A 20,791-nucleotide genomic window follows, 5' to 3' on the forward strand; every position below is an offset into this window, starting at 1 on the left:
CCTTATTTTTCTTCAATTGCATAAACCAAAATAATATTTATTAAACTAACCATGCAATTATGACAAATCTAAGTTTAAATCCCCACTAGGCGCATTTTTGATAGATGCCCTCGTTTGAAAAAGTTGTTATTAAGGTAACAATTATGATGAGGAAGTATAATTTATACGATTATACGGCGAGATGAACTTCTCCAAAATTTTATTTTAAATAGACACAGCTTTATTTTAAAGAATAAATATGAAAAAAACTATACTAAAAATAGTAATGAGCGTGTTTGCGATTCTGTTTACAACAGCTTCGCTATATGCTCAGACAATCAAGGTTTCAGGGACTGTGATCGACGATAAGGGCGATGGGATTCCTGGAGCAAGTGTGCAGGTGAAGGGTACAAAAACAGCCGCACAAACAAATGGCGAGGGTAAATATTCAATTACTGTACCCAACGCTGAATCCGTATTGGTATTTACCTATATTGGTTTTGATACAAAAGAGGAGGTTGTTGGCGCTAGGCGTTCAATCAACCCAAAATTGATTCCTTCTTTATCTGACTTAGATGAAGTAATTGTAGTAGGCTACGGAACGCAAAAGAAAAGAGATGTGACGGGAGCAATTAGCTCGATTACGGCAAAAGCGATTGAAGAAAAGCAACCGATCTCTATTTTTGATGCGATTCAGGGTGCGGCTCCAGGTGTAAGGGTAATGACTGGTTCTGGCGCTCCTGGTGATGAAAGCGATATTACCATTCGTGGAATGTCGACACTATCTGATAATGGGGTTAAGCCATTATATGTAGTGGATGGGGTACCAATGAAGAATATCATGTCAATTAATCCGAAAGATGTATTGTCTATCGAGATTCTTAAGGATGCTGCTTCCGGAGCTATTTATGGCTCTCGTTCCGCAAATGGTGTTATTTTGATTACAACTAAACAAGGAGAGGATGGTAAACCAAGAATCAATGTTGATTATTTGAGAAGTTACAGCAGCTTGTCGCGTCATATTCCTCAATCAAACCGCTTGTTAAGACAAATGTTTGATCAAAGAACTAAGATCAGTCTTGATCCACATCCGAATGATTCTACAGCTTTTAATAAAAATGCAGATAATGACTATCAATCGTTGATTACTCAAACAGCTGTACGTAACCAATTTGATTTTTCGATGAGTGGTGGAAATCAAAAGTTAAATTACTTTAACAGCTTACAATATCTGGATGAGGAGGGTATTATATTGGCCAGTTTTAATAAACGGGCAACCATGCGTACCAATATAAAATATCAGCCATCTAAAAAGGTGAGGTTATCAACACAGCTTAGTTTTAGTTACCAAAACAAAAACAATATTAATGAAGGGAAGGTAATCCAGCAGGCGCTGCAACGTGGCCCGCAACAAACCCTATTTCTACCCAGCGGGGAGTATATCTATGACAATGGTGGAAGGAAAAACCCTATTGCAGAGGCATATCTACGTGAAAATCTAACCACGACCTACAGAGCGGTTATTTTTCAAGGTTTTGATTATTCCTTCACTAAGGACTTAAATTTCCACGCAGATGCATCTGCGGATATTCAACTTTTAAGGCATACCACATTCAACTCAAAATTGTTGGAAACTGGTACTAATCCAGCTAGCTCTGGACAGGATGAGACTAAACTTCCAATAAGAGCACAAGGAAATGCGGTATTAACCTATAAAAAAACTATTGCAAAAGACCACAATGTGAGTGCACTATTGGGTATGAACTTGGAAAAGAACTCGCTGGAAGAGATCAATATTGAAGGTAAGCGTTTTGTAAGCGAAAATGTACATACTTTAAATGCTGCAGGTGAGTTGAACTTAAGTGATATTTATTCAAAAGAAGGCGGTTCCGCATTGGCGGGTTTCTTTACCAGAGTAGGATACGATTATAAAGGTCGTTATTTATTGAATGCGACTTTAAGAAGAGATGGTTCTTCTGTATTTGGTCAGGAAAATAAATGGGGTTATTTCCCTGCGGCATCTGTTGGATGGAGGTTCAGTGATGAGAATTTCATGAAATGGTCTAAAAAGGTATTAACAGATGCTAAAGTTAGAGCTAGCTGGGGTATCACAGGTAATCAGGAAATTGGTGATTTTGATGCCGTTCAGCAGTTTATCTTTGGTACTTACTATTACAATGGCGTAAGTGGTGTCCGTACGAATACCAGATTGGGCAACAGTGGCTTGAAATGGGAAGAGACGACGCAATCAAACTTCGGTTTAGATTTAACCTTCTTTGATGGGAAATTAAGTTTTGTAGGAGATTATTATGTTAAAAAAACTAAAGATTTGTTGTATGAAGCTCCGCTTCCATTAGAGGTAGGTTTCCCTAATAAAGCAGTGATCAATGCGGGATCTCTTCAAAATAAAGGTGTTGAATTGATGGTTTCAGGGTATCCAATTCAAACTAAGGATTTTACCTGGCAAACATCCATCAACTGGTCGATGGTAAGGAATAAAATCCTTAGCCTACCAGGTGGTGATTATGTTGATGACAACTGGATCGTTGCACAAGGTAAAGAAGCCGGCAATTTCTTTGGTTACAAATATCTGGGCATTTATCAATATGATCAATCAAATGCTTATACTGATGATTTTAAAACAAGGTTGATTCCACAATTTCAAAAGGATGGACAGGGCAACATCATCATAGGAAAGAACATGCAGGCAATCTTAACGGGTTATACCTATCCTAATGGTACGCCATATAGTGGAACTCCTAAGCAGTTAACTACTAATGGTAATATTTCAAAGGGTGGAGACGTAATTTGGGAAAATCAGCCTGATGGAAGTGGCAATTTAAACGGTAACATTGGGAATGAAGATAAGATCGTAACAGGTTATGGACAACCAAGATGGAGTTTAGGTTGGACCAACAACTTTACTTATAAAAACTTCTCTCTTGCTGTTTCTCTTTACGGAAATTTTGGCAATAGTATTTATAATGATAACAGAAGAAATACAGCTTCTTTTGCAATTACGAATACTACACCGGAGCCTTATTATATCTTGAATATGTATAAATATCCTGGACAAATTACAGATTCATATATCGGTGGAGATAAAGCAGCTGATAACGTGCGTAAAACCAATGATTACTATCTAGAGGATGGTTCATTTATCCGTTTACAGAATGTGCGCCTTGGTTATCAGTTACCTAAAAAACTTATTGAACGATTCCATATCCAAAACTTCAACTTGTATGTTTATGGTAATAATTTGTTGACTTGGACACAGTATACAGGGTTTGATCCGGAAGTAAAACAAAACAGTGTGCTTAAACCGGGACTGGATAATGGACAGTATCCAAGAAGAAGAGAGATGGGTTTAGGACTTGGTATAACATTTTAATAGAAGATCATGAAAAAGATTAGATTCACAATATTATTATTTGGAGGATTATTGATCCTGCTGACGGCTACAAGATGTAAAAAGTTTTTGCAGAATGATCCTGTTTCAACAATTACTCCTGGTAGCTTCTGGAAAGATAAGTCGGATGCTGATGCCTGGATGGCGGGAATATACAATTCCGTGCAGACTACAATAAATACAAACTGGTTTGACTGGGGAGAAGTTCGTTCGGACAATGTTAGAGGTGCAGGTACAGGAAATGCGCAAACCAAGTTTTTAAATAATGCCTTATCGGCAAGTGATCCGGATATTGCCGGTGCAACCAACTGGACAAACCTTTATGTGACTATTTCATTGTGTAATTACGGGATAAAGTATTATCCGCAAATGATGAGTCAAGACATTGGTGGAGCTACAGCAACTTATACTGACTATTTAGGTCAGTGTTATGGATTACGGGCATTGATGTATTTCTATGGTCTTAGAGTATGGGGTAAAGTGCCTATTATAACTGAACCTCTTGAAACTTATGGACAGCCAACTCAATATGCAAGATCACCGATCGCTGATGTTAAAAAAAGGATATTAGATGATATTGACCTTGCCTTAAAAAGTATAGGAACTAATAAAACCAACAAATATAACATCCAGAAAGCTGCTATTTATGCTTTGCAAACAGATGTTTACATGTGGTTTCAACAATATCCTGAAGCTTTAGTAGCCTCACAAAATTGTATTACCGAAAGTGCATGTACCTGGGTAACCAATGCTCAAAGCTGGAAGAACATGTTTACTGATCCAGCAACTTCAACAGAAACGATCTTTAATCTTTACTGGGATAATATTGAGCGTGGTGGGGGTGTAGGTGTTTGTGGAAGATTTGCATCAGGTTCAAACACAAATAACTATATGATGGCACCAAAATTATTTCAGGAGTTGTTTGATAGGATAGATCCGGTGACTTCAGCACATACTGATGGTCGTTTTACGACCAGTTTTGACATGATTACATACGCAACTCCAACGCTTTATAGTTCTCTTAATGGCCCCTTTGGTAAATTCACTTTATTTGATCCTGCTGCAAAAAGAGGTGATGGTCAACCTGGTGGAGCCTTCGTTTACCAGCTAAATAATGAGTGTAATGTAAAGATTCCGATCTATCGTTTCGCGGATATTATGTTGTTAAGAGCAGAAGCTTTAGCGCATACTGGAAAATATCAGGATGCTTTGGATATCGTAAATAGGGTAAGAAACCGCGTAGGATACATGACTGCAGCTCTGTTAAGTGACTATACTGGAGATATCGTGTCAGGGATAGAGCGGACGATTCTTACAGAACGCCAATATGAGTTAATGGGCGAAGGTAAAAGATGGTTCGACTTATGTCGCATTGGACAGATGTATAATTTTACCAATGGTTATGCTTATTTGACGAGTGTGATGAATCCGATTTTAGGCTCAAGAACTGGAGCAACTAAGTATGAAGGTGCAAATCTAGGAAGGATTATGTTCCCAATCAATTCTGCAGCATTTAATGCTAATCCTAAATTGGTAGGAGACCAAAATGCTCCTTATGATGAGTAATGGAAGCAGTCTAACCTATTAGAGATATTAATATAGAGCAATTAAAAGCTTTACAACAGTTGAAATATAAATATATACTGATGAAAACTATTAAAAAATTAATCGCACCGGCAGTCTTAATTTCGTGTTTAGCATTTGCCGCTTGTGACAAGTTACCGTTGCAAAAAAATGAAAAGTATGTACAGTCATTTTACGATAGTAACATAAATATGAATGTGATGGATTTTATGAAATCACGGCCCGATTTGTTTTCTGGAATGCTGGAGGCGATCGAATACGTAGATAAAGATCCTAATTATAAGGATATAAAACCGCTGTATACAGCAACTGGTAATACCTATTTGCTGCTCACAAATAGTGCAACAAATGACGTTGAAAGTGCCAATAGTTATTTTTCTAGAAATCAGTTTGTAGATAAAGATCCTACGAGTCCAACTTATAATTTACCTGTTAAAGGCTCTGACTGGAGCCAGTACTCAGTTGAGAAGATAGCGATTTGGCTTAGGTATCATGTTTTAAAAGGTACATATGATTATAAGCACCTAAATTCAATTGGAAAATGGGTTGATACCTATGGTTTAACTCCTACAAATGACTCTGCGAAAGTATGGATATTCATGCAAGCAAGTCGTGAAGGCGCCTTGTATGTTAATAATTATGTTGGTGGAACAGGGACTGGGAGTCCTCGTACACCAGATTTACATGCGACTAATGGAGTAGTGCATGTATGGGATCGTTATTTTACTGCACCAACAAGAAGAGATATCATTAATAATAAATAATTATGAGAAAGTTATATCATACAGGCATATTCATGATACTTTGCATAGTTGCGGTATCATGCAAGAAAGAACCAGTTGAAATTTTAACCTTGAGTAAAGCAGGCGAAGAATTTTATTTTGGTGAAAAAGTAAAAGTTTGGGCGGGAACCGAAGGTGGCGACAATACCACAGTTTCGTATAAATGGACCACATCCGGTGGAGAATTTGATGGCTGGCGTACACAAAATTTGTTCGAGAATTTGTGGATAGCGCCAGCTGCAGTTGGCGAGTATACGGTTACCGCTACAGCTAACCGTGATGGTGGGGCTAGTAGCTCACGCACAACAAATTTAAAAGTAACAAGGTATTTCTTTGATGAGTTCCAGAGTAGATTTACATTTGATGGAAATGGTTGGGCAAATGCAGACATAACCTTTAATCAGATTGTTGACAATGACCCTTTAAAGTCAATTTTCGAACTTACATCTGCAACAGTTAATAAAGCCGGTATTTTTAGGAGAGATCTGAATCTTGCCCCACTGAAAATCCCACTTTCTGTACGTGCAAAATTAGGTTGGAAATCTTTCTTTAGAGCAGGTCAGCCTATCATTGTTTCTTTGTTCTTTAAACAGCCATCGGAAAATCCTAGCTATCCTTTCCTGAGAGAGATCAGATGGGAATATTACCCAACAGTTGATCCAGCAACTACGGATAGTTATCAGATTAGATATGAGACATTTACTCCGGCATCTGGAAAGTCAACCTTTAGTACTAACACGGCAGTATTGCCAGCTCCACTACCTTTAATAAATCCTATAAAAGGTAAAAGTACAATCTTCAAATCTGCAACTAATGTAGAAAAGAGCATCGCTTTTGCTATTGATGCAAATAACGTATTCACAACTTATGTGGATGGTGTTCAATGGTTTTCAAGTAATGGTATTAAAGATTGGTTAGCCTATTGCAAAACGACTTACCCAGGCTTTGAAGATCCGCTTGCAAGCCGCTTCCAGGTCTCTTATCCTGGTAGAGCTAACGCAAACGAAACAGGTACCACAGGTTTTGTGAACAGTGTGTTCATTAATAATGATGGGACGATTCTTAAATAATTATTTGGTTTAGGTTTATGTGGCCGGAAAGCTTGATGCTTTCCGGCTTTTTTTTATACTAAAAAATTGCTGCCAATATAGTTGAATGGTTCGCTGATTTAAAGTAGTAATAAGTGTTAACTTATTGGTTTATTGCATGATGAATTAACCAAATGTAAATTTTGTATGAAACGCAATCTCATTTATTGCCTGTTAGGGCTAACTTTAATTGCTACTTCTTGTAAAAAGAAGAAATCTTTAGAAGGCGATGAAACTACCAATCCGCCAGTAACAAACCCGCCGGTTACTAACCCACCAGAAAACACAGCTTCTTTAGTTTATTTAGGTACTTCGGGAAAGCTGAGCTATAATAAATTTGCCAATGAGGGGGAGATTAATAAGGACAATGTAATTCCAGATTTTTCTAATGCGGGGTACAAAGGGGGTGGAGTTGCACTACCTGATGTTCCGGTAAAGAAAACCATTGCTGCGGTTGTAGGGGATAATCGCTTGAATATCCAAAATGCCATTGATGAGGTGAAAAACCTTCCTGCGGATGGAAATGGATTTAGAGGTACTGTATTGTTGCAGGCAGGAACTTATGAGGTAGAAGGAAAATTGGTTATCGATAAGAGCGGGGTGGTCTTACGCGGTGCTGGCCAAGGTGTTTCGGGCACCATTATTAAAGCTACACAGAAAGTGCAGCATAACCTGATTGAAATAAATGGTTCAGGATCTGGAATGCCAGAAGTAGGGGGGACAAGAACGAAAATCACTACCTCCTATGTACCTACGGGCGCAATGAGTTTTACTGTTGAATCGACTGCTGGTTTTACAGTTGGTGATCCTATTTCCGTTTATCGAGTGCCAAATCAGTTATGGATTGATGAGCTGGATATGGGACAATATGGTTGGATTCCGAGCGGTTATGACATTAATTTTGAGCGTAAAATTGTAGCCATAAATGGGAACACCGTTACTTTGAATGCGCCGGTTGTAGATCCCATGCAAACCAAATATGGTGGGGGATTTATCTTTAAAACTAATATTTCCGGTAGGATCAGCAATTCTGGTGTAGAGAACATCAGGCTCGTTTCTTATTATTTAAATGACGATGATGAGCTGCATGCATGGAATGGAATAGAACTGAACCGGACAGAAAATTGTTGGGTAAAGCAAGTTACCGCAAAATACTTTGGGTATGCCTGCGTATCGGTAAGCACGATGTCGGTTTATAATACGATAGAAGAATGTGCGATGGTCGATCCAAAGTCGCAAACCACAGGCAGCAGGAAATACTCTTTCAATCTGGAAGGTGGATCTTCATTCAATCTTTTTCAACGTTGTTATACAAATGGTGGCAGGCACGATTATGTAACAGGTTCAACAGTACCTGGGCCTAATGTTTTTCTGGATAGCTATTCTACCAATACAAAGGCCGATATAGGGCCCCATCACCGTTGGGCTACCGGAGTGTTGTTTGATAATATATATGGTGGACAGATTATTGTTCAGAACCGCAAAGCAATGGGCTCTGGACACGGCTGGGCAGGTGCACAAACCATGTTCTGGAATTGTAAGTCGTCTAATTACGACATTAAGGTAGAAAGTCCTAAAGGTGCCCAGAATTGGGGTATAGGATGCGTGGGTTTGAAAAAAAATGGCGCAGGCTATTGGGAGAGCTGGGGAACGAATACGTTGCCTAGAAGTCTTTATATTGCACAGTTAAAAGATCGGTTGGGTGCTACAGCTGTTAACAATATAACAAGTGCCGGACAGCGAAACGGAGCGATATATGAATTGTTGCGTACCTGGGCAGGCGAAGGGAAATTGAATGTGCAATAAAAAATGGGCTGTGTTTTTTGCACAGCCCGTCTACATATTTTAACTTTAATTCTTTTTGGTACCATCTTCGTTTTTATCCACTACAGGGCGTTTGGCTCCATTTGCCAGTTCCCATGCGGTAAAGTAAACCAGTTTGGCTCTTTTGGCTAACATTGGGAAGTCGATTTTACTGATCTCATCACCTGGTTGGTGATAATCATCATGTACTCCATTAAAATAGAAGATTACCGGTATACCATGTTTTGCAAAGTTGTAATGGTCAGAGCGATAGTAAAAACGATTAGGATCAGTACGGTTGTTGTATTTTTCGTCAAGGTTCATTTTTACATAATCCTTATTGGCTTTTTTACCTATCCTGTCCAGATCACTGCTTAACATATCAGAACCGATGATGTAAACAAAGTTGTTATCTGAAGCATGAGCCGCATCGCCACGGCCGATCATATCAATGTTTAAATTTGTAATGGTATTTTGAAGTGGGAAGATTGGATATTCCGAATACCATTCCGATCCAAGCAATCCTTTTTCTTCACCTGTTACCGTCATAAATAAGATACTTCGTTTAGGACCTTTTCCAGCTTTTTTAGCTTTGACAAAGGCTTCAGCGATCATTAAGACTCCAGTAGTACCCGAGCCATCATCATCAGCTCCATTGTTAATCTTATCGTCGCCTTTGGCATTAGGTGTGATACCAATATGGTCGTAATGAGCGGTAATTACCAATACCTCATTTTTTAACTTAGGGTCAGATCCTTCCAGGAAGCCAAGTACGTTTTCGGCTCTCACTTTTGTCTCTGTCTTTTTTGCACTTGCACTAACCGCAATTTTCAATTCCTGAGATGCAGGTTTGCCGCTTTCAGCAATCTGCTTCTTTACTGCTTCAATTGTGGTTTTAGCTGATTTTAGTAATTGATTGGCTACTGCAGTTCCAATATAGATAACCGGAATACCTTGAGCACTGCTCATGCGGTCAAGATTTTCTTTTGTTTTCATCACTAATTGCTCAGCTTGCAAATAGCTTTTTAAATTATCTGGCATGGCATCAATCGTGGGGTCTATCACTAGTACGGCCTGTGCTTGGTTATCAGATAAATACTTGATTTTATTATTGATGTTTCCACCATTGCTTTTGTTGGCTGATGCAGGATCTCCTGTTCTGAAAATCATCACAGTTTTTCCTTGAACATTTAAACCTGCATAGTCGTTGTATCCTTCTTTGTTTAATCCATATCCTGCAAATTGTACGCTAGACGTATTAAAAGCAAATCCTTTATCAGATACCATTGGCGGTAAAACATAGAAATCTTTTAGGGGTTCAACAGGCTGGCCTTCTATAGTCAATACTTGCGAAAGCCCATAATTTACCATGTCTATTGGCTGAAAATAATCTCCCTTTACTGGTCCTTTTAAGCCTAGGTTTTTAAAGTGCGCCTTGATATAGTCAGCAGCCATCCAACCACCTTTTTTGCCCGTTTCTCTGCCTTCATATTCATCAGAGGCTAAAACAGAAAGGTGCTTGCGTGCATTGTCTTTATTTATGGTTTGACTAAACTTAATAGCTTCTTTATTCTGGGCAACCGCTGTATAGCCGATTAGCAGAATAAGACTGGTATATAAAAATTGTCTTCTCATGAGTTATGTGCTTTAGCAGGACATTTTATTGACTCTGGTCGCATGTCTACCACCCTCAAAAGCAGTATTCAAAAAGGTAGTTACCATTTCTTTTGCGACTTCTTCAGAAACAAATCTTGCAGGGATACATATGATGTTCGCATTGTTATGCAATCTTGCGAGTTCTGCAATTTCTTTTTGCCAGCAAATTGCAGCACGGATTTGTTGATGCTTGTTAGCCGTTATAGCCACCCCATTAGCACTACCACATACCAATACCCCAAATGTATAGTCTCCGCTTTCTACAGCATCGGCAACGGGATGGGCAAAGTCAGGATAATCAACAGAATCAGCTGCGTATGTACCAAAATCTTTCACCTCGTAATCATTTAAAAATGACCTAAGGAGTTCTTTGTATTCAAAACCAGCATGATCTGAACCTATTGCAATTTTAAATTTCTTATCTGTTGACATCTTTTAAGTTTATATTGATTATAAAATAAGGCGTTTTAATGTTTATTTACTTTGGCTACACCATACTGTTCTTTATTTCTTTTGCGCTCTATGTTTGCTGAGATAAAGATACTTACTTCATAAAGGATAAAGAGCGGGAAGGCAACTACCATCATAGTGATCACATCAGCTGTTGGAGTTACCACGGCAGCTACGATAAGAATGATAACTGCTGCATATCGTCTGGTCGAACGCATAAATGCCGGCGTCATGATTCCAAATTTAGATAGAATGTAAATGACTACTGGTAATTGGAAAATGATACCCGAACCAATGGTTAATGTGGATACAGAAGAAAGGTATGATGTGATGGTAAATGTATTCTGTATATCAGGACTTACGGTGAAATTAGTTAAGAAATTAACAGACAGTGGACACACAATGTAATAGCCAAATAGAATTCCAATGAAGAAGAGTGTCGAGGCAAACACAACAAAATTACTTGCTGATTTACGCTCATTTGCATGAAGTGCCGGTTTAATGAACAGCCACAATTCAAACAATATATAGGGGATACCCAATATGATGCCGACCATTACGCAGGCATTGATTTGAAGGGTAAATTGTCCTGCCATTTCTGTATTGATGATCTTTGCGTCGATGTGCGTAATACAAAAGTCTGAACTAATTAGATTTGGCCAGGCCGCCGCCATTTTGCACATCATTCTGTAAGTCCAGAAATCGGGGTTTTTGGGCCCCATAATCAAATCGTTAAAAATAAAGTCAGAAAACCAGAAAGCTCCGATGGTAAGTATGACAATTACGAGTAATGAACGTAATAAATGCTTTCTTAATACATCTATATGGTCAAAAAAAGACATTTCTGCCTCTAAAGCTTTTCCTTTTTCTCTTATGGCCCCGATCAGGTCACGTTTTTTATTATCACTCATGTAAGTTATTTGTAAAACAAAAATACCATTCTTTTATGTAGAATGGTATTTACGTTTTAAATCTAGCAAATAGTTTTTGTCTTTATTCTGAAAACTCAAAAGTCTCCATAAATTTAGTCGTAAAATTACCAGCTCTAAAGTTAGGGTCTTTCATCAATTTTAAGTGGAATGGTATCGTAGTTTTTACACCTTCGATCACAAATTCACTTAAAGCACGCTCCATTGTACTGATGGCCTCTTCACGTGTTTGTGCAACACAGATCAGCTTAGCAATCATAGAGTCATAATTTGAAGGGATTTGATATCCTGCATAAACATGCGTATCAACCCTTACACCATGACCTCCAGGAGAGTGGAAGTTCGTTATTTTACCCGGTGATGGTCTGAAGTTATTAAATGGATCTTCAGCATTTATGCGGCATTCGATGGCGTGCATATCCGGTAAATAGTTTTTACCTGAAATTGGAACACCGGAAGCAACTTTAATCTGCTCTTTAATTAAATCGTAGTTAATTACTTCTTCCGTTACCGGATGCTCTACCTGAATACGAGTATTCATTTCCATAAAATAGAAATTGCGGTGTTTGTCTACCAAAAATTCTACGGTACCCGCGCCCTCATATTGTACAGCAATAGCTCCCTTAATTGCAGCCTCACCCATTCTATCACGTAACTCAGGAGTCATAAATGGTGAAGGAGCTTCCTCAACCAATTTTTGATGCCTGCGCTGAATAGAACAATCGCGTTCAGATAAGTGACAAGCCTTACCATATTGGTCACCAATAATCTGGATTTCAATATGACGTGGATCTTCAATGTATTTTTCTAAATAAAGACCATCATTGCCAAAAGCCGCACCAGATTCTTGTCTGGCACTATCCCAGGCACTTTCAAATTCTTCATCTTTCCAAACTACACGCATTCCACGACCACCACCACCTGCAGTAGCCTTTAGGATCACAGGGTAGCCTATTTCGTTGGCTATTACAATGCCTTCTTTTACATTATCAACCAAGCCTAAAGAGCCTGGAATAGTAGGTACACCAGCTTTTTTCATGGTCTCTTTAGCCGATGCTTTATCGCCCATAGAGTTGATTTGCTCTGGAGTAGCCCCAATAAATTTAATTCCGTAATCACGGCAAACCGATGAAAATTTAGCATTTTCAGATAAGAATCCGTAACCCGGGTGTATCGCATCTGCATTAGTCAATTCAGCAGCAGATATGATATTTGGAATACTTAGGTAAGAATCTTTACTTGGTGGTGGGCCAATGCAAACGGCTTCATCTGCAAAGCGTACGTGTAAACTCTCTCTATCAGCAGTAGAGTAAACAGCTACGGTTTTGATGCCCATTTCCTTACAGGTGCGAATAATGCGTAAAGCAATTTCGCCCCTATTGGCAATTAGTATTTTTTTAAACATATTTTCTTTCCTTTTCAGGGATTAAATTGGCTCTACTAAAAATAAAGGTTGGTCGTATTCTACTGGTGATGCATTATCAACAAGTACTTTAACGATTCTACCTGAAACTTCACTTTCAATTTCATTGAAAAGTTTCATAGCTTCAATAATGCAGATCACTTTACCTGTAGAAATCTCATCGCCAACATTTACGAAGAAAGGTTTGTCAGGGCTCGCAGAACGATAGAATGTACCGATCATTGGTGATTTAACAGTGATGTACTTTGAAGTATCTTCAACAGGTGCAGATGCTTTAGTTTCTGTAGGGGCAGCTACCTGTTGGGCAGCAATTGGGGCAACAGGAGCCATCTGAGCTGGTACAGTTGCCTGAACAAATGTAGGTGCTTGATTGGTTTTAATAGTGATTTTGAAGTCTTCCTGCTCAATAGCCACTTCGTTTACGCCCGAACGAGAAACAAATTTAATAAGTTCCTGAATTTGTTTAATATCCATTTTTTAGGTGTTATTTAGAAAAAATAGTACGTCTTTAGAACTATCTAAGTTAAGATTATTTATTTTATAAAATTAGTAGGCCCATTTTAAATAAACGGAACCCCAGGTAAAACCTCCTCCAAAAGCAGCCAATATTACATTGTCGCCTTTTTTAAGTTGACTTTCCCATTCCCACAAACATAACGGTATTGTACCATTGGTCGTATTGCCATAACGTTGTATATTGATCATTACTTTCTCAGCACCAACACCCATTCTTGATGCAGTAGCATCAATGATACGTTTGTTTGCCTGATGCGGTACTAACCAGGTTACCTCGTCAGAACTCAGCTGATTGCGATCCATAATCTCAGCAGCAACATCTGCCATATTGGTTACCGCAAACTTGAATACAGCTTGCCCTTCCTGATAAACGACATGTTCGTTGTTATCTATGGTTTCATGTGTTGCCGGTCTTGCAGAACCACCAGCTTTTTGATGTAAATATTGTTTTCCTGAACCGTCGCTTCTTAGGATAGAATCCATTACACCTAAACCTTCTTCATTTGGTTCAAGTAGAACAGCGCCGCAACCATCACCAAAAATGATGCAAGTTGTGCGATCCTGATAATTGATGATTGACGACATTTTATCGCCACCAACAACCAGAACTTTTTTATGTTTACCGGATTCGATGAATTGTGCACCTGTAGATAAGCCGAAAATGAAGCCTGAACATGCTGCCTGAAGATCGTAACCCCAAGCATTTTTTGCACCAATTTTATCTGCTAAAATGTTAGCCGATGCCGGAAAAGGCATGTCTGGAGTTGTGGTACAGAAAATGATCAGTTCGATTTCCTCAGCACTGATCCCACGTTTTTCAAGCAATCCATTCACAGCATGAACTGCCATGTCAGATGTACCTAAACCTTCACCTTTTAATATTCTTCGCTCTTTGATACCTGTTCTGGATGTAATCCATTCGTCGGTAGTGTCTACAATTGATTCAAGCTCTTTATTGGTCATTACGTAATCAGGTACATAACCATGAACAGCTGTAATCGCAGCGTGAATTTTACTCATTTTATTTAATAATTATTTAAATGCGGCTTGTATTTTTCCAACCAAGCCGGTTGTAATCATGTCCCTGGATTGCAGGATCATGTTTTTAACAGCCAGCGGACTCGAAATGCCATGGCCAATTACCACAGGAGCATTTACACCCAAAACAGGGCTGCCACCATAGTTTTCATAATTAAAGCGGTCAAAGAATTCATCTTTTAACCCTCTTTTCTTAGTTAGTACATAAAAAGACTCAGCAAGCTTAAGCATTACATTGCCCGTAAAGCCGTCGCAAACAATTACATCGGCTTTATCATTAAACAAATCCCTTCCTTCTACATTACCCACAAAATTGAAGAGATTGGTATCCTTCATTAAAGGGAAAGTAGCAAGGCTTAACATATCACCTTTTTCATCTTCCTCACCAATATTCATCAAGGCAACTTTTGGGTTCTCAATTTGCATTACATATTCAGCGTACAAACTTCCTAAGATACCGAATTGAAGTAAGGTGTCAGGCTTACAGTCAGCATTAGCGCCAACATCAAGCATTAACCCAACTCCGCCGCTAAGTTTAGGAAGAAAAGTAGTGAGACATGGTCTGATAATACCGGGAATTGTTTTTACGCTAAAAACAGCGCCAACAAGCATTGCACCCGAATTACCTGCACTCGCAAATGAGTCAAGTTTACCTTCTTTAAGTAAATTGAAACCAATAGATATACTGGAATTTGGCTTTTGAACAATAGCCTTAGTGGGATGTTCGCCCATACCAATCACCTCTTCGGTATGGATGTACTCAAAGTGATCCGGATTAAAACCGTTTTCAGTTAGGATGGGCTTAATTTGCTGGGTATCTCCAATAAGCACTATTTGCTCATCCGAAGATAACAAGGGATGAGCCGCTATTGCTCCTAAAACATTAGCTTTAGGAGCATAGTCTCCGCCCATTATATCGAGACCTATTCTCATAGTAAAAAATCAGTTTGTGTACTAGGCAAAATTGCCCTTTTTTAAAGGCACTAAGTTAAACTTTAGTGCAGTTAAAACACAAACTATTTTTCAAGAAAATTAACCTATTGAGGTGTTTTCAATAACCAATTTACCGTTGTAGTACAAGTTACCATCAACGTTGTAAGCGCGGTGAGGAATGTGTATCGCACCTGTTGTCTGACAAGTAGCTAAAGAAGGAGCTTCTGCTTTGTAGTGAGTTCTTCTCTTATCTCTTCTACTCTTAGAAATCTTGCGTTTTGGATGTGCCATTGTTGATTTATTTAAATATTATTATTTTAATTTCTTTAATGCTGCCCACCTTGGGTCACCACTTTGTTGTTGTTTTTCTTCTTGTGATCCTACTGCAAAACTTTCCAGTTTCGCAATCATCTCCTGGTCGCATTTTTGACCCTCACCGTTCTCTTCACAGACCTTAATATAAGGTACCGATACCGTGATGAATTGGTAAATCAGATCCGAGATATCAAGCTCACTTTCTTTTTTACTCAAAACGATAATCTCCAGATCATCACTTTCTAATTCATCTTCAGCAAATTTTACAATCTGCCTTTCCTGTACATCTATTGGTGCCTCAAACTCAGCTAAACATTTATCACAATCTAATACTATCGTTCCTTTTATTCGGATCTGTAGCAATAGCATGGTCTCCTGTTTGTCAAGCTCAACTTCTGCTTTTAAGTTTCCTTTTTTTACTAAAGAGTATTCAAAAGCATCAAAAAAGCTGTTATCAACCTCAAAATCAAACTGATGCTTGCCAATTTTTAAGCCTGTAAATGGGATTGAAAATTGTTTTAATGGTTTCAATTGTAACAAAATTTTAGCCCGCAAATGTAGAGATTATTTTCATTGGTTGCAAATCTTTTTTAATTCGCGTCATCTTTCATATCTGCGGCAGTTTCAATTACTTTCCCTCCGGTTCTTAATTGATTGCTTAATAAAGCCTCCTGTTCTCTCCTGTTCTTCACGATATGTGTGGCTGCAAAGATGGCTTCAATAAATGAAGAAGGATCTGCAAGGTTTTTTCCAGCAATATCGTATCCGGTACCATGATCCGGGGAAGTACGTACTATTTTTAAACCGGCAGAGAAGTTTACGCCCGTGCCAAAAGCAATGGTTTTAAAAGGAATCAAGCCCTGGTCATGGTACATCGCCAATACAGCATCAAACTGCTTGTGGCTGTCATTTCCAAAGAAACCATCCGCAGGGTAGGGGCCAAAACAAATTATCCCCTTATCAAAGGCTTCTTGAATAGCAGGAATGATAATCTCCTCTTCCTCTTTACCTAATAGACCATTATCACCGGCGTGTGGATTTAATCCCAATACCGCAATCTTCGGTTTTTCGATCCAGAAATCTTTTTTAAGACTCTCGTTCATCATCACCAGTTTTTTAACAATCTTCTCTTTGGTGATGCTGTGCGCAATATCTTTGACAGGGATGTGCCCTGTTACTACCCCAACACGAATATCTTCACTGACCATGAACATCAATACATCAGCACTGTTGCTTTGTTCCTGTAAGTATTCTGTATGTCCAGGGAACTTAAAATTTTCCGATTGGATGTTGTGTTTGTTAATCGGTGCAGTAACCAATGCATCAATTTCTCCCTTTATCAACGCATCAGTAGCTTTTTGAAGGGATAATAGTGCATATTTTCCACCAATCTCGTTAGAAACACCTAAATCTATTTTTACGTCTTCTTCCCAGCAATTGATCAGATTTGCCTTTTTCGGATTGGCCGAAGCAGGGTCGTTGATCACATTAAATGCAAAATCTGTTAATCCTAATGCTTTTCTATGATAAGAAGCAACTTTCGTATGTCCGTAAACTATTGGAGTGCAGTAGTCGAGAATGCTATTGTTCGATAAGGTCTTTAAGATTACTTCTAATCCAATCCCGTTTATATCACCAATGCTTATCCCAATTTTAATTTTATTGCTCATGCCTGAATAGAAATTTGGTGCAAATTACAGATTTTCACCTTAATGTTAGCCCGATACTGGTAAAACTTTAGTTATTTTGTAGCTTTTAAGGGAGAATATATGAGTTTGGTGAAGGCAAAAAAACATTTAGGGCAACATTTTTTAACGGATAAAAATATCGCGGCAAAAATTGTAAACGGGCTTGTTCATACTGATAAATACAAACAGGTACTTGAAGTTGGACCTGGAATGGGCATCTTATCTGATTTGTTGCTGGAGCGTACAGATATCGAAACTCACTTGATAGATATTGATGTAGAATCCTATCATTTTTTAAATCAAAAATATCCGCAATTGGGCAGTAGACTCATCAATGGAGATTTTTTAAAGCTTAATCTTTCAGAAATATTTAAAGAGAAATATGCCATTATTGGTAACTTTCCTTACAATATATCTTCACAAATTCTGTTTAAAATTCTTGAAAACAGGGACAATGTGGTCGAAATGGTCGGTATGTTCCAAAAGGAGGTGGCAGAGCGCTGCGCTTCAAAATCGGGCACAAAAGATTATGGAATACTAAGTGTGCTGATTCAAGCTTACTACGATATAGAATACTTATTTAGTGTTAAGCCCGGAACATTTAACCCACCGCCAAAAGTAAATTCAGGTGTAATCAGACTGAGCAGAAACAATGTAGAAACGCTTCCTTGTGATGAGAAACTGTTTTGGCGTACGGTAAAGGCTGGTTTCAATCAAAGGAGAAAAACCTTAAGAAACTCACTTTCGGGAGTGATTCCTAAAGATAAGATGGATACGCATCCATTTTTTGATAAACGGGCAGAACAATTAAGTGTGGCTGATTTCATTGAACTAACCTCGCACTTGTCGGAACTTACAAAATAATAAAAGTCATCCCCCCATAACGCAAGCTATACCACGCATGAAAGGAAAAATATTAATAGTTGATGATCTGCATCCTGCATTTAAAGAACGTGCAACTGCAATGGGATATGAGGTTCATGATGAGCCTTTAATTACCAGGGCGCAAACATTAGCTACAATTGCGGATTATGTTGGTATTGCTGTTCGTACGAAATTCAAGATAGATCAGGAATTAATGGCAGCTGCGCCAAATCTTAAGTTCATTGCAAGAGCAGGAGCTGGACTGGATAATATTGATGTGGCTTTTGCAAAGCAAAGAAATATAGCGTTGCTAAATGCCCCTGAAGGGAATATGGATGCCGTAGGCGAACATGCCACGGGGTTGCTGTTGAGCTTGATGAATAATTTCAGAAACGCGGACACAGAGGTACGTAATGGCATCTGGGACAGAGAAGGAAATCGTGGCTATGAGTTAAAAGGGCGTACAGTAGGCATTATTGGCTACGGCTTTATGGGTAAAAGCTTTGCTAAAAAGCTTTCAGGATTTGACGTGAATGTAATTGCTTACGATAAATATAAAACAGGTTTTACCGATGCTTATGCTAAAGAAGTAAGTATGGAAGAGATTGTGAAACAATGCGATGTGCTGAGCCTTCATATTCCGCTTACTACTGAAACCAGGCAGCTGGTTGATGACGAATACCTGCTTCATTTCCGTAAACCTATATTTTTTATCAATACGGCCAGGGGAGAAGTAGTGAATACTAAAGCCGTTTTGTCGGCCATTAAAAACAACAAAATAATTGGTGCTGGATTGGATGTGCTTGAAGTAGAGAAGTTTCCAGTATTAGCTACTCAAGATTGGTTTAAGGACCTTAAGTCATCCGGTAAGGTGATCTTAACACCTCATGTTGGGGGCTGGACATTTGAGTCCTATCGCAAGATCTCTGAAGTCTTAGCCGAAAAGCTAGATGCTTTTTAGCGGATTTATTTGATCATTCCTGCATCATTTAAGCTTAAAAATTTGTTTTTATGCGATTACCCTGTTATCTTCGTTTTAATTGAAGCAAGACTATGTAGGCTTAAAAGCCGATGTAGTCTTGTTTGTTTTTTAGAGGATTTACAATAAATAAACGAGCTATGACAGAGGTAACGTATTATACCCAAGATGGTTTAGATAAACTCAAAGAAGAGTTACAGTATTTAAAAACTACCGGGAGGCAATTGATATCAAAAGCAATTGCTGAAGCAAGAGATAAAGGCGATCTTTCTGAGAATGCCGAGTACGATGCAGCAAAGGAAGCACAAGGATTACATGAAGCCAAAATATCCAAGTTGCAGGGCACACTTTCAACTGCAAGGTTGATTGATGAGTCTAAACTGGATACTTCTAAAGTGCTTGCACTTTCTATCGTAAAGATAAAGAACGTTAAAAACGGTGCAACAATGTCTTATCAGTTGGTTGCAGAATCAGAAGCAGACCTTAAAACAGGAAAAATCTCTGTGAAATCACCAATTGCAAAAGGTTTATTGGGCAAATCTGTAGGCGATACCACCGAAATTGAAGTGCCTGCAGGTAAAATGGAATTCGAAATATTAGAGATCAGCAGATAAAATTAAAAATATGGCAAGCATCTTTTCAAAAATTGTAAGTGGTGAAATTCCAGCACATATCGTTGCTGAAACCACCGAGTTCCTGGCCTTTTTGGATGTGAATCCATTGGTGATGGGACATGTATTGGTTATCCCTAAAAAGGAGATTGATTATATTTTTGATATGGATGAAGAAAGTTATTTCGGATTAACCTTGTTTGCTAAAATAGTAGCTACAGGATTAAAAGAGGCTTTCCCATGTAAAAAGGTTGGCGTTGCGGTTATCGGATTGGAAGTGCCACATGTGCACATTCATTTAATTCCGATGAATTACGTTAATGATATGAATTTCAGTAAGGAGAAATTAAAGCCAAGTCAGGAAGAACTGGCAGAGGCAGCTGCAAAAATCAAAGCAGCATTGTAGTTTTTACCTACTAAGCATAAAAAAACGGAGTCAATTATTTTGAGGGCACTGAAAAAGTCCTTTTAAATATTTGGAGTCCAAAAAGAGCAGAAGAACTATGGTTATCTGCTCTTTTTTTGTACCTTAAAAGTAGGTTTTAAAAGGTGCCCAATGTTAGCTCATCAACAAAAGATTCAATTCAGTGCCTACTCAGGATTGTATGATTTGATCATTCCCAAAGACAATTTACTTCGAAAGATCAACGATCTAATAGACTTCAGTTTCATTTATGATGAACTGCTCGAGAAGTACTGCCACACCAATGGACGTACTGCGGAGAGTCCGATCCGTATGTTTAA

At 38.5% G+C, this 20,791-nt stretch carries 19 protein-coding genes and 1 pseudogene; 10 read left to right on the forward strand and 10 right to left on the reverse strand.

Annotated features, from left to right (window positions below; genetic code table 11):
• Positions 1–238: 238 nt before the first annotated feature.
• The 5 genes from EZ444_RS08345 to EZ444_RS08365 all read left to right on the forward strand — a co-directional run bounded on the left by EZ444_RS08345 (position 239) and on the right by EZ444_RS08365 (position 8,648).
• Entirely contained in the window at positions 239–3,370 is a 3,132-nt protein-coding gene (locus tag EZ444_RS08345; RefSeq protein WP_131608267.1) for a SusC/RagA family TonB-linked outer membrane protein, read from the forward strand.
• 9 nt (positions 3,371–3,379) lie between these two features.
• Positions 3,380–4,954: a RagB/SusD family nutrient uptake outer membrane protein gene (locus EZ444_RS08350; RefSeq protein WP_131608268.1), complete on the forward strand. Its 1,575-nt coding sequence runs from the start codon at positions 3,380–3,382 to the stop codon at positions 4,952–4,954.
• Between the two features lie 218 nt (positions 4,955–5,172).
• Complete coding sequence (locus EZ444_RS08355) at positions 5,173–5,736, forward strand: fasciclin domain-containing protein (RefSeq protein WP_165503561.1); 564 nt, start codon at positions 5,173–5,175, stop codon at positions 5,734–5,736.
• Between the two features lie 2 nt (positions 5,737–5,738).
• Positions 5,739–6,824: a hypothetical protein gene (locus EZ444_RS08360; protein ID WP_131608270.1), complete on the forward strand. Its 1,086-nt coding sequence runs from the start codon at positions 5,739–5,741 to the stop codon at positions 6,822–6,824.
• Positions 6,825–6,989: 165 nt separating this feature from the next.
• Complete coding sequence (locus tag EZ444_RS08365; RefSeq protein ID WP_131608271.1) at positions 6,990–8,648, forward strand: hypothetical protein; 1,659 nt, start codon at positions 6,990–6,992, stop codon at positions 8,646–8,648.
• Positions 8,649–8,693: 45 nt separating this feature from the next.
• On the opposite strand, the gene EZ444_RS08370 is transcribed toward EZ444_RS08365, so the two are convergent.
• The 10 genes from EZ444_RS08370 to pdxA form a co-directional block, all read right to left on the reverse strand.
• The gene (locus tag EZ444_RS08370) at positions 8,694–10,280 is read right to left on the reverse strand and encodes a M28 family peptidase (protein ID WP_131608272.1); all 1,587 of its coding nucleotides are present in this window, start codon (positions 10,278–10,280) and stop codon (positions 8,694–8,696) included.
• Between the two features lie 12 nt (positions 10,281–10,292).
• Positions 10,293–10,733 (reverse strand): ribose 5-phosphate isomerase B, encoded by a 441-nt coding sequence (gene rpiB, locus EZ444_RS08375; RefSeq protein ID WP_131608273.1) that lies wholly within the window; start codon positions 10,731–10,733, stop codon positions 10,293–10,295.
• 35 nt (positions 10,734–10,768) lie between these two features.
• A complete protein-coding gene (tatC, locus tag EZ444_RS08380; protein WP_131608274.1) occupies positions 10,769–11,662 on the reverse strand; it encodes a twin-arginine translocase subunit TatC in 894 nt (297 codons plus the stop codon).
• Positions 11,663–11,744: 82 nt separating this feature from the next.
• The gene (gene accC / locus EZ444_RS08385) at positions 11,745–13,085 is read right to left on the reverse strand and encodes an acetyl-CoA carboxylase biotin carboxylase subunit (RefSeq protein WP_131608275.1); all 1,341 of its coding nucleotides are present in this window, start codon (positions 13,083–13,085) and stop codon (positions 11,745–11,747) included.
• Positions 13,086–13,106: 21 nt separating this feature from the next.
• Complete coding sequence (gene accB / locus EZ444_RS08390; RefSeq protein WP_131608276.1) at positions 13,107–13,577, reverse strand: acetyl-CoA carboxylase biotin carboxyl carrier protein; 471 nt, start codon at positions 13,575–13,577, stop codon at positions 13,107–13,109.
• Between the two features lie 72 nt (positions 13,578–13,649).
• Complete coding sequence (locus tag EZ444_RS08395; RefSeq protein WP_131608277.1) at positions 13,650–14,639, reverse strand: beta-ketoacyl-ACP synthase III; 990 nt, start codon at positions 14,637–14,639, stop codon at positions 13,650–13,652.
• A 12-nt stretch (positions 14,640–14,651) separates the two neighbouring features.
• A complete protein-coding gene (gene plsX / locus EZ444_RS08400) occupies positions 14,652–15,590 on the reverse strand; it encodes a phosphate acyltransferase PlsX (protein WP_131608278.1) in 939 nt (312 codons plus the stop codon).
• A 99-nt stretch (positions 15,591–15,689) separates the two neighbouring features.
• Positions 15,690–15,881 (reverse strand): 50S ribosomal protein L32, encoded by a 192-nt coding sequence (gene rpmF, locus EZ444_RS08405; RefSeq protein ID WP_084288924.1) that lies wholly within the window; start codon positions 15,879–15,881, stop codon positions 15,690–15,692.
• 21 nt (positions 15,882–15,902) lie between these two features.
• Positions 15,903–16,436: a YceD family protein gene (locus tag EZ444_RS08410; protein WP_131608279.1), complete on the reverse strand. Its 534-nt coding sequence runs from the start codon at positions 16,434–16,436 to the stop codon at positions 15,903–15,905.
• Between the two features lie 59 nt (positions 16,437–16,495).
• Positions 16,496–17,575, reverse strand: coding sequence for a 4-hydroxythreonine-4-phosphate dehydrogenase PdxA (gene pdxA, locus EZ444_RS08415; RefSeq protein WP_131608280.1), 1,080 nt, complete (start codon positions 17,573–17,575; stop codon positions 16,496–16,498).
• Positions 17,576–17,674: 99 nt separating this feature from the next.
• Here pdxA and rsmA point away from each other — a divergent pair, with 99 nt between their 5' ends.
• The 5 genes and pseudogenes from rsmA to EZ444_RS08440 all read left to right on the forward strand — a co-directional run.
• On the forward strand, positions 17,675–18,457 hold the full coding sequence (gene rsmA, locus EZ444_RS08420; protein WP_131608281.1) for a 16S rRNA (adenine(1518)-N(6)/adenine(1519)-N(6))-dimethyltransferase RsmA: 783 nt from the start codon (positions 17,675–17,677) through the stop codon (positions 18,455–18,457).
• A 37-nt stretch (positions 18,458–18,494) separates the two neighbouring features.
• Complete coding sequence (locus EZ444_RS08425) at positions 18,495–19,418, forward strand: 2-hydroxyacid dehydrogenase (RefSeq protein ID WP_131608282.1); 924 nt, start codon at positions 18,495–18,497, stop codon at positions 19,416–19,418.
• 158 nt (positions 19,419–19,576) lie between these two features.
• Positions 19,577–20,050: a transcription elongation factor GreA gene (gene greA / locus EZ444_RS08430; RefSeq protein WP_090785267.1), complete on the forward strand. Its 474-nt coding sequence runs from the start codon at positions 19,577–19,579 to the stop codon at positions 20,048–20,050.
• A 10-nt stretch (positions 20,051–20,060) separates the two neighbouring features.
• Complete coding sequence (locus EZ444_RS08435; protein ID WP_131608283.1) at positions 20,061–20,453, forward strand: HIT family protein; 393 nt, start codon at positions 20,061–20,063, stop codon at positions 20,451–20,453.
• A gap of 150 nt (positions 20,454–20,603) precedes the next feature.
• Positions 20,604–20,791: pseudogene (locus EZ444_RS08440) on the forward strand (IS5/IS1182 family transposase); the annotation flags it as partial.

The sequence above is a fragment of the Pedobacter hiemivivus genome (genome assembly GCF_004331685.1).
GTDB classification, from domain to species: Bacteria; Bacteroidota; Bacteroidia; order Sphingobacteriales; family Sphingobacteriaceae; genus Pedobacter; species Pedobacter hiemivivus.

Coding starts and splice junctions, on each gene's coding strand:
- greA (WP_090785267.1), top strand. CDS start 19,577: ATGACAGAGGTAACGTATTATACCCAAGATGGTTTAGATAAACTCAAA.
- EZ444_RS08395 (WP_131608277.1), bottom strand. CDS start 14,639: ATGAGTAAAATTCACGCTGCGATTACAGCTGTTCATGGTTATGTACCT.
- accC (WP_131608275.1), bottom strand. CDS start 13,085: ATGTTTAAAAAAATACTAATTGCCAATAGGGGCGAAATTGCTTTACGC.
- EZ444_RS08435 (WP_131608283.1), top strand. CDS start 20,061: ATGGCAAGCATCTTTTCAAAAATTGTAAGTGGTGAAATTCCAGCACAT.
- rsmA (WP_131608281.1), top strand. CDS start 17,675: ATGAGTTTGGTGAAGGCAAAAAAACATTTAGGGCAACATTTTTTAACG.
- EZ444_RS08365 (WP_131608271.1), top strand. CDS start 6,990: ATGAAACGCAATCTCATTTATTGCCTGTTAGGGCTAACTTTAATTGCT.
- accB (WP_131608276.1), bottom strand. CDS start 13,577: ATGGATATTAAACAAATTCAGGAACTTATTAAATTTGTTTCTCGTTCG.
- plsX (WP_131608278.1), bottom strand. CDS start 15,590: ATGAGAATAGGTCTCGATATAATGGGCGGAGACTATGCTCCTAAAGCT.
- tatC (WP_131608274.1), bottom strand. CDS start 11,662: ATGAGTGATAATAAAAAACGTGACCTGATCGGGGCCATAAGAGAAAAA.
- EZ444_RS08345 (WP_131608267.1), top strand. CDS start 239: ATGAAAAAAACTATACTAAAAATAGTAATGAGCGTGTTTGCGATTCTG.
- EZ444_RS08350 (WP_131608268.1), top strand. CDS start 3,380: ATGAAAAAGATTAGATTCACAATATTATTATTTGGAGGATTATTGATC.
- EZ444_RS08355 (WP_165503561.1), top strand. CDS start 5,173: ATGGATTTTATGAAATCACGGCCCGATTTGTTTTCTGGAATGCTGGAG.
- EZ444_RS08360 (WP_131608270.1), top strand. CDS start 5,739: ATGAGAAAGTTATATCATACAGGCATATTCATGATACTTTGCATAGTT.
- EZ444_RS08370 (WP_131608272.1), bottom strand. CDS start 10,280: ATGAGAAGACAATTTTTATATACCAGTCTTATTCTGCTAATCGGCTAT.
- rpmF (WP_084288924.1), bottom strand. CDS start 15,881: ATGGCACATCCAAAACGCAAGATTTCTAAGAGTAGAAGAGATAAGAGA.
- pdxA (WP_131608280.1), bottom strand. CDS start 17,575: ATGAGCAATAAAATTAAAATTGGGATAAGCATTGGTGATATAAACGGG.
- rpiB (WP_131608273.1), bottom strand. CDS start 10,733: ATGTCAACAGATAAGAAATTTAAAATTGCAATAGGTTCAGATCATGCT.
- EZ444_RS08425 (WP_131608282.1), top strand. CDS start 18,495: ATGAAAGGAAAAATATTAATAGTTGATGATCTGCATCCTGCATTTAAA.